General features: G+C 43.6%; 14 protein-coding genes. 9 read left to right on the top strand and 5 right to left on the bottom strand.

Annotated elements, in window-relative coordinates; all coding sequences use genetic code 11:
- The 4 genes from ISX59_RS20680 to ISX59_RS20665 all read left to right on the top strand — a co-directional run.
- On the top strand, window positions 1-198 hold a 198-nt coding region (locus ISX59_RS20680), incomplete at its 5' end, for a hypothetical protein (protein WP_220576236.1).
- A 548-nt stretch (window positions 199-746) separates the two neighbouring features.
- Complete coding sequence (locus tag ISX59_RS20675) at window positions 747-980, top strand: hypothetical protein (protein WP_032536762.1); 234 nt, start codon at window positions 747-749, stop codon at window positions 978-980.
- A 71-nt stretch (window positions 981-1,051) separates the two neighbouring features.
- The gene (locus tag ISX59_RS20670) at window positions 1,052-1,399 is read left to right on the top strand and encodes an SH3 beta-barrel fold-containing protein (protein ID WP_005781572.1); all 348 of its coding nucleotides are present in this window, start codon (window positions 1,052-1,054) and stop codon (window positions 1,397-1,399) included.
- Window positions 1,400-1,538: 139 nt separating this feature from the next.
- Window positions 1,539-2,372 (top strand): DUF4373 domain-containing protein, encoded by an 834-nt coding sequence (locus ISX59_RS20665; protein WP_032536761.1) that lies wholly within the window; start codon window positions 1,539-1,541, stop codon window positions 2,370-2,372.
- A gap of 328 nt (window positions 2,373-2,700) precedes the next feature.
- Here ISX59_RS20665 and ISX59_RS20660 read toward each other — a convergent pair whose 3' ends face one another.
- On the bottom strand, window positions 2,701-3,273 hold the full coding sequence (locus tag ISX59_RS20660; RefSeq protein ID WP_044299982.1) for a DNA-3-methyladenine glycosylase I: 573 nt from the start codon (window positions 3,271-3,273) through the stop codon (window positions 2,701-2,703).
- 85 nt (window positions 3,274-3,358) lie between these two features.
- Between ISX59_RS20660 and ISX59_RS20655 the strand changes: the two genes are divergently transcribed.
- The 5 genes from ISX59_RS20655 to ISX59_RS20635 all read left to right on the top strand — a co-directional run bounded on the left by ISX59_RS20655 (window position 3,359) and on the right by ISX59_RS20635 (window position 9,459).
- A complete protein-coding gene (locus tag ISX59_RS20655) occupies window positions 3,359-3,604 on the top strand; it encodes a hypothetical protein (RefSeq protein ID WP_122330685.1) in 246 nt (81 codons plus the stop codon).
- A gap of 74 nt (window positions 3,605-3,678) precedes the next feature.
- Window positions 3,679-4,485 carry a KilA-N domain-containing protein gene (locus tag ISX59_RS20650; RefSeq protein WP_032531397.1) on the top strand — a complete coding sequence of 269 codons (807 nt, stop codon included), beginning with the start codon at window positions 3,679-3,681 and terminating at the stop codon, window positions 4,483-4,485.
- A gap of 329 nt (window positions 4,486-4,814) precedes the next feature.
- Window positions 4,815-6,533, top strand: coding sequence for a single-stranded-DNA-specific exonuclease RecJ (gene recJ, locus ISX59_RS20645; RefSeq protein WP_005808615.1), 1,719 nt, complete (start codon window positions 4,815-4,817; stop codon window positions 6,531-6,533).
- Window positions 6,530-8,434, top strand: a complete 1,905-nt coding sequence (locus ISX59_RS20640) for an ATP-dependent DNA helicase RecQ (RefSeq protein ID WP_032536760.1) — start codon at window positions 6,530-6,532, stop codon at window positions 8,432-8,434. The genes recJ and ISX59_RS20640 overlap by 4 nt, the downstream gene beginning before the upstream one ends.
- Before the next feature lie 62 nt (window positions 8,435-8,496).
- Window positions 8,497-9,459 (top strand): lipopolysaccharide assembly protein LapB, encoded by a 963-nt coding sequence (locus ISX59_RS20635; protein WP_005781582.1) that lies wholly within the window; start codon window positions 8,497-8,499, stop codon window positions 9,457-9,459.
- Between the two features lie 68 nt (window positions 9,460-9,527).
- On the opposite strand, the gene ISX59_RS20630 is transcribed toward ISX59_RS20635, so the two are convergent.
- The 4 genes from ISX59_RS20630 to ISX59_RS20615 all read right to left on the bottom strand — a co-directional run bounded on the left by ISX59_RS20630 (window position 9,528) and on the right by ISX59_RS20615 (window position 15,104).
- Window positions 9,528-10,763, bottom strand: coding sequence for an MFS transporter (locus ISX59_RS20630; protein WP_005808620.1), 1,236 nt, complete (start codon window positions 10,761-10,763; stop codon window positions 9,528-9,530).
- Between the two features lie 5 nt (window positions 10,764-10,768).
- A complete protein-coding gene (locus ISX59_RS20625) occupies window positions 10,769-12,427 on the bottom strand; it encodes a sialidase family protein (protein ID WP_005808621.1) in 1,659 nt (552 codons plus the stop codon).
- Between the two features lie 23 nt (window positions 12,428-12,450).
- The gene (locus ISX59_RS20620) at window positions 12,451-13,551 is read right to left on the bottom strand and encodes a sialidase family protein (protein WP_005791096.1); all 1,101 of its coding nucleotides are present in this window, start codon (window positions 13,549-13,551) and stop codon (window positions 12,451-12,453) included.
- 92 nt (window positions 13,552-13,643) lie between these two features.
- Entirely contained in the window at window positions 13,644-15,104 is a 1,461-nt protein-coding gene (locus tag ISX59_RS20615; protein WP_005808623.1) for a RagB/SusD family nutrient uptake outer membrane protein, read from the bottom strand.
- Window positions 15,105-15,106 lie beyond the last annotated feature (2 nt).

The following is a 15,106-nucleotide window of genomic DNA, read 5'->3' as shown; positions in this document are numbered from 1 at the left end:
AAATACCTTCCGGTCAAGTTTGCTAATTCTGTTATTTGCCTTGCAGCGTATATCATTTCATCAGGTACTCCCCTATCGCAGGAGAGACGGTTTGAAAAGGGATTCAGAGCAAAAAAGACCATCTTCACAAAGAAGCAGGGAATTTTTGATCTTAGATTTTGTAAACAAGCGTATTATGAAGCAGAAATGTTTCAATAGACGTTCGTTTAAAAACACATGATTTTTGTATATAAATCAGAAGAGGGCAGAAAACAAAATCAGACAGATAATAAGCCGTTTTTTATTAATTCATAAACACCTATTGCTTAGTATATTAAGACAACGATCAAAAGAGCAAAATCATTTTTTTTATTAAACATTTTGTAGTTCTAAAAATACCCTCTATCTTTGCGTTCAATTAAACGAACGTCTATTGAAACACTTATCTTTTTATCCAATACGACATTGTATATCAAATAATTAAATTATAGAAGAGTATTCATTTCCCCTTTAATTTCACATTTACTTGTTCACTGACAGATTCCTTTCTACCTTTGCAACATATTAACTTCATTTAAATATTAACTAAATAAATCATCCAATGAAGAAAGAAAAGGTATTATCTCAAGTCATGAACAAAAGTGTAAAAAAACGCCAATAAGAAAACACAATCAACTATAACAGAAACAGTTATAGAAACAAGAGGAAGAAAAAAGGGAGTACCGATACAAGGGATTATCTCCAACAATGAAGGGATCATAAAAGCGTTGATAAGATCCTATATCATAGATGCAAAGCTACAAAACATCAATACATGTCAGGCTTCACTAACACGCTACATTTATGAAAAAGAACTCTTCGGAAAGCTCAGAGGTGGAGTATTCAAACCACTGGATTATAGCACAATCAAGACTTATATAAATAGCCTGTGGAAAGAGGTAGAAAAGGAAAATACGAAACCGAAGATCAACCGCCGAAATACGTACAATGAATTTTATTGAACCGGAGTACGTCCGGACCCACTTATCTTTGAGGCAACAATCTATTTATTAACCTTTTAAATCATAGGAATATGAAAAAGAGAAAAAGACACGCCTCACAAAGCGAATCACTGAGACTGAAATGGAAAAGACGCATCATCTTCGAAAAAGGATACACAGAGTCCTGTGCAGAATGGATGGCGGAACGATTGGAAGCGTTATTAGATCATATGCTATACGGGCATGCGACGGTGGCTTACCGAAAACAGGACGGAAGTTTCCGGATGGTAAAGGCAACACTGATCCACTACGAGACGGAGTTCCGCAAAAAGTACGATCCGATGGCTGTGGAAGGTGCCGTAGTCTACTGGAATGTGGACGAACAGCGATGGACAACATTCCAGGTGGAGAACTTTATGGAATGGAGACCGACAGTATAGATCGGACACCACAGATTACACGGATTTTCACAGATGAATTATTTCTATTTTGAGGAATCAAATGAAAACATCTTTGGGAATCCGGGGTAATTCGGTATAAAAGTATTACGGATAAAAAAACAACTAATCTAAAAAAACAATGGCAATAGCATACGACGGAATCAACTATTTCCCGGTAGGCGTAAACTTCATGGAAGAGAACGCAATGGAAGTGATAGAGGCAAAATACGGAATAAAGGGGGCGGCAATCGTACTGAAGCTGCTTTGTAAAATATACAAGGAGGGATACTTCATCCGTTGGGATGAAGAACAGTGCCTGATCTTTGCCAACAAGGCGGGAAGGGAAGTGCAGGTAGCTGAGGTACAGGGGATCATCGAAATTCTCTTCATCAAAGGAATATTGGACAGAAACAGTTATCTGGAAAACGGAATACTGACTTCGGCAAACATACAGAAGGTATGGATGGAGGCGACAAAGCGAAGAAAAAGGGATCTGAAAGCATTGCCCTATCTGCTGGTGAAAGACTTGACTCAGCAGGAAGATGAAGCGCCGGAAGGTGAAAATGTAACCGTTAATCCGGGAAATGTAGTACATGATGTAGCCGTTAACGCAAAAAATGCATGCAATTCCGGACAAAGTAAAGTAAAAGAAAATAAAGCAGAGGAAAATAAAGAATTTCCCCCCTCAGCTCCCCCCAAGGGGAAGGAGGAAGAAAGGAAGGAGGATTCTGCTTCTCTCCCGATACCGGGATACGCTTTCAATACGATGACGCACAATTATCCGGGACTGACGGACACACTAAAAAGATTGGGAATAAACGAAGTGAGCGAAGTAAACGCCATTCTCAGGCTGTCGGACTATGGAAGAAAGGGAACAACGGTGTGGCGGCTGATTGCCAACACTTGCTGGAGTGACATTGGGGCGAAAGGAAGGTATCTGATTGCGGCACTGAATAAGGCAAAAAGGAAATAAACGGATAGTGCAAGATCTCCGTTTATAGTTGATAAAAAAGCAAGTATATCGGTTATAGCCCGCAAAGACCTTCAGTAAGGCTAAGAAGTGAAGATCGAACTTAACAAACTGAAAAACAAGATATTCAAAGTACAAAATATCTGTCAGTAAAAGCTTTGTTTTAACACAGAGTTAAAGTTCGTTTTTCGTCTGCAAATAACAAATTCTTTAAATGCAAAAGACTTGTTATTTGCAGACAAGAACAAAACCATCGGAAAATGGCATTAACAATGTTAACGGGCAAAAGGCATAAGATATCCTCTATCACTGTACATAGTTATATTGTTATTTATCTTTTTCGACAGACACAATCCGCCAGATGATCATTAATAAATCCGGAGGCCTGCAAGTGGGCGTAACAAATCGTAGTTCCGAAGAATTTAAATCCCCGTTTTTTCATATCCTTACTCATAGCATCAGATTCGGGAGATGATACCGGAATCTCACTTAATGACTGAAAACTGTTGACTATTGGTTTTCTGTCGGGAAAGAATGACAGTGTATAGTTATAAAAACTACCGAACTCTTTTTGTATAGCGAGAAATAACCTTGCATTTGTGATTGTCGATTTGATCTTCAGACGATTTTTCACAATGCCATCAAAGTGCATCAACCGTTCAACATCTTCATCGGTCATTTGTGCCACCGACTCAGCATCGAAATTGCAAAAGGCTTTGCGATACCCCTCACGTTTCTTAAGGATGGTTATCCAACTCAAGCCAGCCTGAGCACTCTCCAATACAAGAAACTCAAACAGCGTCTTGTCATCGGTCACCAATTTTCCCCACTCTTGATCATGGTACTTCACATACAGTTCGTCACTCCCGCACCAACCGCAACGTCCGTTTATTATATCTTGCATAATCATAACACTTAATAGTACGATACAAACTTACAGAAATCTCTGGAATAAACGAACCATATTTGTGATATTTACAAATTGAAAAATGGCTGACAGCTCAAAAGAGGCATCACTTGTCAGACAAGCAGGTGCAAATGGCACGGGGATTCGGACTCAACCGAATAAACTTTTAACGGAGCATTTGAGATATAGAGGTAACGATTTAGCAGCCATGCAATTTTCAGCGATTTACGGTGCTATACTGTCAAATAACTCTTTGCATTTACAAAGGTATAACAATTATTCGGAAAATAATGCCTACTATCGAAAAAACGGCATCCTATCTTTGTAAATAGTCCATTAAAAAGGATGCAGTCTCACAAATTATAGCGACCTTTGTGATTGAAACTCAATGCATCAATTACAATGGCAAAAATTACCGTTCAAAATACAGATATTAGCGTTGTCAAGTACAATGAAGAAGACTACATCAGCCTTACAGACATGGCAAGAAGCCAACTGCAAGAGCATATTATCTTCCGTTGGCTTAGCCTTAAAAGCACTATCGAGTATCTTGGCGAATGGGAAATGTTGTATAATCCCGATTTTAATTGTACCGAATTCGGTACAATTAAAAATGCGGCAGGAAGCAATAATTTTGTACTTTCGGTGAAAACGTGGATAGAACGGACTAGTGCAATCGGGATTCACTCTAAGGCTGGTCGCTACGGCGGTACATATGCACATCGGGATATAGCATATCATTTTGGTATGTGGATTTCTCCTAAATTCCAATTACTTCTTGTTAAGGAGTATCAGCGGCTAAAGACAGAAGAACAAAGGCTGCTCGGTTGGTCAGCGAAACGTGAATTGTCGAAAATCAACTACCGCATACATACTGATGCCATAAAGCAAAACCTTATTCCAATGGAAGTCACACCGATACAAGCAAGCATTATTTATGCCAATGAAGCCGACGTGCTGAACGTGGCAATGTTTGGTATGACAGCAAAACAATGGAGAGAAGCGAATCCCGAGCTGAAAGGAAATATCCGTGATTATGCTACTATCAATGAACTTATCTGTTTGTCGAATATGGAGAATCTAAATGCTGTGTTTATCGAACAGAATATGACACAAAGGGAACGTCTTGTTAAGCTAAACCAAATAGCTATCCATCAAATGAGCATATTGGAAAATGGTAATAATCGGAATCGTAAGCTGTTGAAATAAAGAATTATGAAAGACAATCGGACAACTGCTCCAACGCATTGTTGCCCCAGCCGATTTGTATTTGGCTTTCGGACAATTCCTGCATCACTTCTCTTTTCCAAGGCGTATGAATGCCCGGACATCTCGCCCATATCGGTATAAAAGCCTCGAAGTCCCGGTAATATCTTTCTAAAATGTGCGCAAATAGTATTTTGTATCTCGGACAATGGCAATTATTTTTTTCAGTATATACCCCTCACTTCCGGTTTTTTTCGTACTTTTACAGCTTGTTGGAAAGTTATGCACTTCCGGCATCTGAGAACAGATAAAAAGAAAAAACAATATATAAAATGAATCACAAATGGAATTATCGACCCATTACACAAGAACAGGCAGAGACAAGCCGGGCACTGGCTCAGGAACTGGGTATTAGCCCGGTCCTGGGACAACTTTTGGTGCAAAGGGGAATTACAAAGGCACAGGATGCCAAGAAATTCTTCCGTCCACAATTGCCCGATTTGCATGATCCATTCCTGATGAAGGATATGGACATAGCAGTGGAACGCCTGAACATGGCAATGGGAAAGAAAGAGCGCATTCTGATTTATGGAGATTACGATGTGGACGGCACCACCGCTGTGGCACTGGTCTACAAGTTCATTCAACAGTTCTACTCGAACCTTGACTATTACATCCCCGACCGTTACAACGAAGGATACGGAATTTCCAAAAAAGGAGTTGACTATGCCGCAGAGACAGGAGTGGGACTTATCATTGTGCTGGACTGCGGAATTAAAGCAGTGGAGGAGATTACGTATGCCAAAGAGAAGGGAATTGACTTCATCATCTGCGACCATCATGTACCGGACGATGTATTGCCGCCGGCCGTTGCCATTCTGAATGCCAAACGACTGGATAATACATACCCATACACCCATCTTTCGGGATGTGGCGTGGGGTTCAAATTCATGCAGGCTTTTGCCATCAGTAACGGCATCGAGTTTCATCATCTGATTCCGTTGCTCGACCTGACCGCTGTAAGCATTGCATCGGATATTGTACCGATCATGGGCGAAAACCGTATCTTAGCCTATCATGGACTGAAACAGCTGAACAGCAATCCGAGCGTAGGGCTGAAAGCGATTATCGATGTATGCGGATTATCGGAGAAAGAAATTACGGTGAGCGACATTGTATTCAAAATAGGTCCGCGTATCAACGCTTCCGGACGTATACAGAACGGGAAAGAAGCGGTAGACCTGTTGATTGAGAAGGATTTCTCGGCAGCACTTGAGAAAGCCGGACAAATCAACCAATACAATGAAACCCGGAAGGATCTGGATAAAAGCATGACGGAAGAGGCCAATAAGATTGTAGCCGAGCTGGAAGGATTAGTGGATCGCCGTTCCATAGTGCTTTACAATGAAGACTGGCATAAAGGAGTGATCGGAATCGTAGCCTCACGGTTGACAGAAATTTACTATCGTCCGGCAGTGGTATTGACGCGGACAGATGACATGGCGACAGGTTCGGCACGTTCGGTATCCGGCTTCGATGTTTACAAAGCTATCGAGCATTGCCGCGACTTGCTCGAAAACTTCGGAGGGCATACCTATGCTGCCGGACTCTCGATGAAAGTGGAAAACGTACAGGCATTCACCGAACGATTCGAAAGTTTCGTGTCGGAACACATACTGCCTGAACAGACCAGTGCAGTGATCGACATCGATGCCGAAATAGACTTTAAAGACATCACTCCGAAGTTCTTCAATGAATTGAAACGATTCAACCCGTTCGGTCCCGATAATCAGAAACCGGTGTTCTGCACGCACCACGTGTACGATTATGGAACAAGCAAAGTGGTCGGACGCGATCAGGAACATATCAAGCTGGAACTGGTAGATAACAAATCGAACAACGTGATGAACGGAATCGCTTTCGGACAAAGTTCGCACGTAAGATACATCAAAACCAAACGCTCATTTGATATCTGCTACACCATTGAGGAGAACACCCACAAACGAGGGGAAGTACAGTTGCAGATTGAAGATATCATGCCGATAGAGTGACTTACCAAGAGATTTTAAAACAATACTGGGGTTATGATTCCTTCCGCGATTTGCAGGAGGACATCATAACCAGCATTGGCAATGGCAAAGACACACTGGGACTGATGCCCACCGGAGGCGGAAAGTCAATCACCTTTCAGGTTCCTGCCCTTGCCAAAGAGGGATTGTGCATTGTCATCACTCCACTGATCGCCTTAATGAAAGATCAGGTGCAGAACCTGAAAAAACGCGGAATCAAAGCGGTAGCCATCTATTCCGGAATGACACGGCAAGAGATTGTAGTGGCATTAGAGAACTGTATCTTTGGAGACTATAAGTTTCTCTATATCTCTCCCGAACGGCTGGATACGGAAATTTTCCGGGCCAAACTCCGGTCAATGAAAATCAGCATGATCACCGTGGACGAAAGCCATTGCATCTCGCAATGGGGATATGACTTTCGTCCGGCCTACCTGAAAATAGCAGATATCAGAGAACTGGTGCCGGATGCTCCGGTGCTAGCACTGACCGCTACCGCCACCCCCGAAGTGGTGAAAGACATACAGGAACGTCTCCACTTCCGCCGGGAAAATGTATTCCGTATGAGTTTCGAACGGAAAAACCTGGCATACATTGTCCGCTCCACCGATAATAAAAACGGAGAATTGCTTCACATCCTGAACCGGATACAGGGCAGTGCAATCGTATACGTACGCAGTCGGCGGAAAACCAAAGAAACGACCGAGCTGCTGGTAAATGAAGGAATCACTGCCGACTTTTATCATGCAGGGTTAGACAATGCAACCAAAGATCTCCGCCAGAAACGATGGCAAAACGGTGAGAGCCGGGTAATGGTAGCCACCAATGCGTTTGGTATGGGTATTGACAAACCGGATGTACGCATCGTGATCCATCTGGACCTCCCCGACTCCCCCGAAGCTTATTTCCAGGAAGCCGGACGGGCAGGGCGTGACGGTCAGAAAGCATACGCAGTCATACTCTACGCAAAATCGGATAAAACGACACTCAACAAACGTATTACGGATACCTTTCCGGATAAGGATTATATAAAAGATGTGTACGAACATCTGCAATACCACTATCAAATGGCGATGGGCGACGGACTGGGATGCATGTATGACTTCAGCCTGGAAGAATTCTGCCGTAAATTCAAATATTTCCCCGTACCTGCCGACAGTGCTCTGAAGATACTCACACAGGCCGGATACCTGGAATATACCGACGAACAGGACAATGCCTCACGAATCATCTTCACGATCCGCCGGGATGAATTGTATAAACTCCGTGAGATGGGGGAAGCCGCAGAGAAACTGATACAAATGATTCTGCGATCTTACACGGGTGTCTTTACAGACTATGCCTACATCAGCGAGCAGACTCTGGCGGTACGTACGGGACTGACCCGGCAGCAGATTTACGACTTGCTGGTGATGCTGAGCAAGCGCCGTATCGTCGACTACATTCCGCATAAAAAGACACCTTACATTATATATACGCGCGAACGGGTAGATTTGCATTATCTGCAGATTCCCCGGGCGGTATACGAAGAAAGGAAAGAGCGCTACGAGAAACGCATTCATGCCATGGTGGAGTATGTTACTTCAGAGAATGTCTGCCGCAGCCGGATGTTGCTCCGCTACTTCGGAGAGAAGAACGAACACAACTGCGGACAATGTGATGTCTGCCTCAGCCACCGCACACAACCGGACGTGCCACAAAGCAGCTTCGACGAATTAAAGGAACAAATAACGACCCTGCTGAAAGAACACCCGATGACTCCGGCAGAGATAGCTTCGCACATAAATACAGATAAAGAACAGTTGGGCGAAGTGGTACGGTTTATGCTGGACGAGGGCTTGCTAAGTTCAGAGAACGGGTTGCTCACCGAAAAAACTTCCTGAAAAGCAGTAAGGGTATGTGATGAAATTACTACATTTGCAACCAAACTAAAAAAACATCGATCATGCCAAACTTCTTTAAATCTTTTTTCTCAGGTAAAACAGAAAACCCTGAGGAGGAAAAACAGAAAAACGCCAAAAAGAACTTTGAGATATTTAAATATGACGGCCTGCGTGCTCAACGTATGGGACGCCCGGACTATGCCATTAAATGCTTCAACGAAGCACTGGCCATCGAAGAGGATTTCGAAACACTGAACTATCTGAGCCAGATTTACATGCAGACCGGAGAGTTCGTGAAAGCACATGAACTGCTGGAACGTATGATTGCATTGGAACCGGAACTGACGAGCACGTACCTGACGCTGGCCAACCTGTGCTTCATGCAAGAAAATTATCAGGAAATGGCCGATGCTGCCCAGAAGGCCATCGCATTGGAAGAGGGTAACGCAATGGCACACTACCTGTTAGGTAAAGCCAATCATGGATTGGATAACGGAATAATGACCATTGCCCATCTGACAAAGGCCATTGTGCTGAAAGATGATTTCACGGAAGCCCGGCTGCTTCGTGCCGAAGCACTGTACAAAATGCAGCAATTCGCAGAGGCTATGGAAGATATTGAAGCCATACTTGCGCAGAATCCGGACGAAGAAGCTGCCCTCCTGTTACGTGGCAAAATAAAAGAAGCCACCGGAAAGCAGGAAGAAGCCGAAAACGATTACCTCAGTGTGACGGAAATGAACCCTTTCAACGAACAGGCCTATCTATATCTGGGACAATTGTTCATTACACAGAAGAAACTGTCTGCGGCTATCGAACTGTTCGATGAAGCAATAGACCTGAATCCGAACTTTGCTGCGGCCTACCACGAAAGAGGACGTGCCAAACTGCTGAACGGTGACAAAGAAGGCTCAGTAGAAGATATGAAGAAATCGCTGGAACTGAACCCGAAAGAAGGGGAGAACCTGAACGGACAGTTCAATAATCAGCAGGCAGAGACTACTCCAAACGTATTGGGATTGTAAACTAACCGTTCTGATACAGTCATTTCCCGGACCGGAATCTTACTCCCTGTCCGGGAAACGATTATGTATCATTCCATATTATCCGTGTGTGGACGAAGAAAGCACAACTGCATACCCAAAGCCAGCAATACAATACCTCCCAGAATAGCAAATCCCAATCCCAGATTGCCACCGTCCGTCCATTTTCCAAACAAGCTTGTTACAGCTGCTCCGGCAAAAACTCCGGTCATATTCATTATACCATAGGCTGTTGCCCGATATTTGGCCGAAACAAACTGGCACAAAATAGGCATATTATTGGCATCGAACATACCGAAACCGACACCAAACAGAAATCCCGCACCTACTATACTGATGAAACCATTGCCTAAGCCCAATAAAAGAAGCGCAGGTATGGTCAACCCTAACCCGATTGCGCCTGTATAGATACGTCCGCGTATGTCTTTGCATACCCAACGGTCTGACAATAACCCTCCCAGAATAACTCCGATAAAAGAAGAGACAGCAATCGTTATAGTGGATATAGGACCTGCCTCAGCCATAGGGATATCAAGATTCTCAGCGTACAGGGTAGGCAACCAATTCTTCGTAGCCCATCCGGGAAGACTGGGAGCTGCAAAATAGAACAGAATAATCCAAAAAGCAATATTACCGAATAAAAGAGTCACTCCTTTAAACAACGGAATCTTTTTTGATTTATCTGTATGCATGGCCCGAATGACCCTGGCATGCTCTTCATTCTCACGAAGGAATATAATCAAGACCAATGCATAGACAATGCCTACAATACCGAACCAATGGAATGTAGTATGCCACGAATAGGCCGCAGCTACCGTAGCGCCAAACCCGCCAATGGCCTGACCGGCATACAATCCCGTCATATGGATACCGACTGCCAGCGAACGTGATTTCTCCTGATGCCAATCGGCTATCAAAGAGAGGCCCGCAGGAATGTATAATGCCTCACTGACTCCCATCAATGCGCGCAACCAGTAGATTTGATTAAATGTATCGGCATACCCCATGCCATAAGTGACTGCCGACCAGACAAAAAGACTCCCGACAATCAACCATTTACGACTGACGCGATCGGCAATAATTCCTGCCATCGGACTCATAAGACCGTAAATCCAAAGGAAAACTGCCATTAGCCGCCCAAAATTGGTAGCCGACTGCAATTCTATAATATCTATCTGCATCGCATCTTTCATGGTTGACAGCATCTGACGATCCATATAATTTAATAATGCCACAAACCATAAAAGTCCGACAACGATCCAAGGATATATTTTTCTATCTTTCATACCAACTATCTCTCTTTATATGATTTACCTTTATCAATGAGCTCTTTCAACTGTATTTGTTGGAAAACCATCTGTGCCTGGCTACTTTCATAAAAGACACCAATCGTAGAATCATTGACCGAGGTTATACAGGAATAGCCAAAACTTCCCAACTCATCCAACATGATTTTCCGGCCTGAATCCCAGGTACTTCCATCATCCAGGCTGCACTTTAACGTCATATGGTCTCTACTGTCATAAGACTCCGGATTGCAGAATAAAAGAAGAGTCTTTTGTCTGCCGTTTTCCTGATAAGTATGTCGATGAATGCTTGCCATACAAGTAGGCTCTATCAATGCTTTTCGGGAAGTGGGATGTTCCGTCCATGTGCTTCCCAGATCGGCGGTGACACAAATACGGCGCCCATTGACCTTTTTATTACCGTGATTACGGTTATCACGCATATTCAACATGACGCTGCCATCCTGTAATTCGACTGCCATACACTCCGTAGTGTTGTGATAAGCCGGCTTAGCGGCTATCCATGTTTTTCCCCCATCCTTGCTATACGTAATATTAGAGAATGGTATTCCATCTTTATCACGGCCTTGTGTGGGAAATATTAATGTACCGTCTTTCAAAGTAATGCCATGCCCCGGTGCCGGAGCATACAGCCACCATTCCGGTTTCTTGGTTTGTGCTGTTATATTTACAGGGTCACTCCAAGTCAGTCCGTCATCCACGCTTTTCGTAATCAAGAACTGACAGGTCTCTTTAACCCCGAGCCCGGGCTGAGAACCTTTCGCATGCCATTGGTGTATCCAACGGGTACTGTCCTGCGTCATTCCTTCCACCCATTTACCCGATCGGGGATCTAAGACTCCATACATCCAGAGTCCCGCCACATAAATAGTACCGTTCTTTTCATCGGTCAGGATACAAGCATCACTGATTCCATTATATTTCTCTGGCAATCCACCCCACTTTTTGCGGTCGAGCACTATCTGCATCGGCTGCCAGCTCATTCCACCATCCAGGCTTCGCATCATCGCAATATCGATATCACCTTGCAAGTCACGCGAACTATCGTAACGGGCATCAAATATGGCCATCAAAGTTCCTTTCAGGGAAGTAGTAATGCCGGGAATACGCGAAGTATGAACTCCGTCTTCCCCTCTTTGCCGTACAGCAACCCCGGTACGGAGTGCGACAATCGGACGAACGGAAGTTACAGAAGCCTTACCACAAGTCGTTGTCACATGATCACAACTGACCGTCACACGATGGGTTAAGTCAACTTTATCTTTCAATTTAACAGTTACCCACAGTATGGTAGTATCTGATTTCAATTCCAACGGAGTGTCTAAAACCGTTTTTAAAGCGGGAGCAACTGAGTCGACACACTTTTCCCAGTCAGAAAGCCCCCTCTTTCCGGCAACTCTATATAAACTCAAATGAGTTAAATCGGTCAACAAAGTAGTACCTTTCAGGGATAATCCGATCTCCTTTACAAAACATGGTCCCGGACAGCTCTTTATCAACTTTAATTGCAAAACCGGATTAATCTCCTTTTTTGTCAAGACCGGTACTATGGGCTGTCGAACAATAACTTTCACCCGCTCGGCACGTAACGGAGTACTGAGTAAAAAACAACTAAATAAAAACAATATCGAAATATAACGCATATTGGTAAAATTGGGGATAAAAGTTAATATAGCATTTTATCAGTTTCTTCAAGTTTGAAGCGTACGCCGACAATGGAGTGTTGTTCGGGGCCCGGCCGCATCTTAACATAAGTGATGGCGACAATAGTCCCATCCGGTAGGATTTCGAGACCAGGATATCCACAATCCGAACCGGCATAACTATGTAAAAGCTTTATTTTATATTGTCCGGAAGTTCCCTCAAGCAAATCTTTATAATTACCGACCCAGGCTACAAAATGCCCTTTCGTCGGACTGTTGGGAGCCATATCCCGAAAGACGGCAATCATACGACCGTCAGGAGTAAACTTTATTACATGCCTGTCTCCGGTCAGGCCCCAGGGAGTTTCTTGCAAAGGAGACCAGGTGGTTCCCTCATCATCAGAAAACATCATCAGAGAATTGCCTACCCGGTTATTTTCACGCGCTACACAGACAAGCCGTTTGCCATCGGGAGCACGGAAGACACAGGGTTCACAGGGTGAACGCCCCTCCATCTCGCCTACTTTCACCGACTCGCTCCAGGTCAATCCTCCGTCATGTGAGACAGATTGCCACAAAGTCAACGGAGGACGGTCCCGATCATTCAGTCCACGGTGATACAACCCGAGATAATCGCCATTCTTCAATTTTACAATGCTTGAAAACGCCATCACACAAGGTTTATTCAAACTACGGACCGGACTCCAGCTCTTCCCTCCGTCTTCACTATAAGTCATAGGCATGTCCGGCCAGGCACTAAACACAAAGACACGTTCTTTCCCCTGCTTATCCGTCAGTTTGTAAATACTGGGACAATTGCTCATCGTCTGCCAGTCAGCAGGGGTTTTACCATTTTTCCAAGTCAGCCCGGCATCCTTACTTTCGGCTATGAAAGACGCTTTACCTCCATGCCCGTAAGACCAGGTACAAAGAATAGTCTTATGATCATCCATCATTACAGTAGTAGGATGTCCGTTATATAAATCCGGTCTGCCCGGAGCTATTGTCACCTGCCGTTCACGCTGCCCCGATATGTCGATCCAAGGCAGATTGGGATGGACATTTTGTCCGATTGAAGGAACAGCACAAAACAATAGAAACAGTTTCAAGATTGTGTTCTTCATAAACTTATGCTTTAAATTATTATACTTCCATATCAAAAGAACTGTGTAAAAGTATATAACAGCTACTCCACACAGTTCCTTCTTTTTATATTCTATCTCTCTACATTACTTTCGTACCCATCTGTCTGCACCAGTTTGTCATTTAAGACCATATCATTATAATTGATTGGGAAATACAATGGATAACCGGGCTTGTCATTCAAATTGGGCACCTCCTTATAAATGTCAATGGTCCCGCCACAATGGAAACGCACCAAATCAAACCATCGTTTTTGCTCTATAAAAAGCTCTCTTAAACGTTCGTCACAGATTTCTTTCTCTACAGCAATCTTATCTTTCGGGCCATCATAGGGCTCCAGGCCCGCCCGGTCACGAACCTCATTCAAATCGACAAGAGACTCAGATATCTTATTGAGTGCAGCATTGGCCTCAGCACGCAACAGAAGAAGATCTCCCCAACGATAAGCTATCAAGTCATCGTCAAAATAACGATCGTCGGAATAGGCCTTCCCCCTGAATTTGTTTGTCTGGGTTAAAATCAGGTTACCATCTTTATCCACCAAATCAATCATGGCGACTTTATAGCGCCTATCGCCCGGATACTTAAGATACAACTCTCTGGCCTTGTCACTTGGGGCATAGACATGGCGGCTCTGATTAGGTGAAGTTGCCGCATCGGCCAAGTTGACAGCCATCGATAAATTATCGGTTCTCGATGTAGTGTTGGTTGCAATAGAAAGATTTCCAGTTTCATAACGTTCAAAATAAAAAGAGAAAATGATCTCATTATTCTTTTTATTATCATTGGCAAATACCTTTGCATAATCCGGTAGCAAAGACACTCCACTCCCGCCTACCTGATCGATTGCCTTGATCGCTTCTTCCATATCCGCATTTCCACCATTCAGGACCTTTGCCTTCCACATTAAAACATCGGCTTTCAAAGCATAGGCAGCCGGCTTTGAAGCTAAATTCTTATTGATATATCCATCCTCCGGAAATAACAGGACAGCCTGTTCTATATCTTCAAGGATCAACTTCATGACGTCTTCTTTGGGAGAGCGAGGTTTTAGTTCAACGTTGTCCGAAAGCACAGGATCAGTAATGATGGGAGCATCTCCCCAAATGCGTACTATAAGAAAATAAGTATATGCTCTTAAGAAATGGCACTCAGCTTTTATACGATTCTTCTCAGTCTCATTAGTAAACTTCAGACTTTCAATTTTATTGAAAAGAAGATTGGCGTGATGAATGATATTATAAGCCGAGCGATAAGAAGGAGCATTGCTCTCAAGCAATGTGTGAGCCCATGCCACACTTGTAGGGCCGATTTCACCGGCTTTAAAAGCATCTCCTCGATCTTCACCGTAATAAGAAGTATTATTCAGGTCACGCACCTTATTGTAAATGCCCGTAAGATAAGCTTTGGCATCTCCCGGAGTTTTCCAGAACGACTGTGAAGTGATGGTAGAAACCGGATCAACCTCCAACAAGCTACAACTGCAAATCCATGTGCAGCAGAGAATACAGATCAATATTTTTGTTGCTTTCATAG

This window comes from Bacteroides sp. FSHCM14E1 (assembly GCF_019633785.1).
In the GTDB taxonomy this organism is placed as follows: domain Bacteria; phylum Bacteroidota; class Bacteroidia; order Bacteroidales; family Bacteroidaceae; genus Bacteroides; species Bacteroides hominis.
The sequence above is the reverse complement of the archived record's forward strand: the minus strand, read 5'-3'. Positions and strand labels throughout refer to the sequence as shown.

Excerpts from the sequence above, each read along its gene's own strand:
- ISX59_RS20630 (WP_005808620.1), bottom strand. The coding sequence starts at position 10,763 with ATGAAAGATAGAAAAATATATCCTTGGATCGTTGTCGGACTTTTATGG.
- ISX59_RS20615 (WP_005808623.1), bottom strand. The coding sequence starts at position 15,104 with ATGAAAGCAACAAAAATATTGATCTGTATTCTCTGCTGCACATGGATT.
- ISX59_RS20650 (WP_032531397.1), top strand. The coding sequence starts at position 3,679 with ATGGCAAAAATTACCGTTCAAAATACAGATATTAGCGTTGTCAAGTAC.
- ISX59_RS20625 (WP_005808621.1), bottom strand. The coding sequence starts at position 12,427 with ATGCGTTATATTTCGATATTGTTTTTATTTAGTTGTTTTTTACTCAGT.
- ISX59_RS20670 (WP_005781572.1), top strand. The coding sequence starts at position 1,052 with ATGAAAAAGAGAAAAAGACACGCCTCACAAAGCGAATCACTGAGACTG.
- ISX59_RS20635 (WP_005781582.1), top strand. The coding sequence starts at position 8,497 with ATGCCAAACTTCTTTAAATCTTTTTTCTCAGGTAAAACAGAAAACCCT.
- ISX59_RS20620 (WP_005791096.1), bottom strand. The coding sequence starts at position 13,551 with ATGAAGAACACAATCTTGAAACTGTTTCTATTGTTTTGTGCTGTTCCT.
- ISX59_RS20660 (WP_044299982.1), bottom strand. The coding sequence starts at position 3,273 with ATGCAAGATATAATAAACGGACGTTGCGGTTGGTGCGGGAGTGACGAA.
- ISX59_RS20665 (WP_032536761.1), top strand. The coding sequence starts at position 1,539 with ATGGCAATAGCATACGACGGAATCAACTATTTCCCGGTAGGCGTAAAC.
- recJ (WP_005808615.1), top strand. The coding sequence starts at position 4,815 with ATGAATCACAAATGGAATTATCGACCCATTACACAAGAACAGGCAGAG.
- ISX59_RS20655 (WP_122330685.1), top strand. The coding sequence starts at position 3,359 with ATGGCTGACAGCTCAAAAGAGGCATCACTTGTCAGACAAGCAGGTGCA.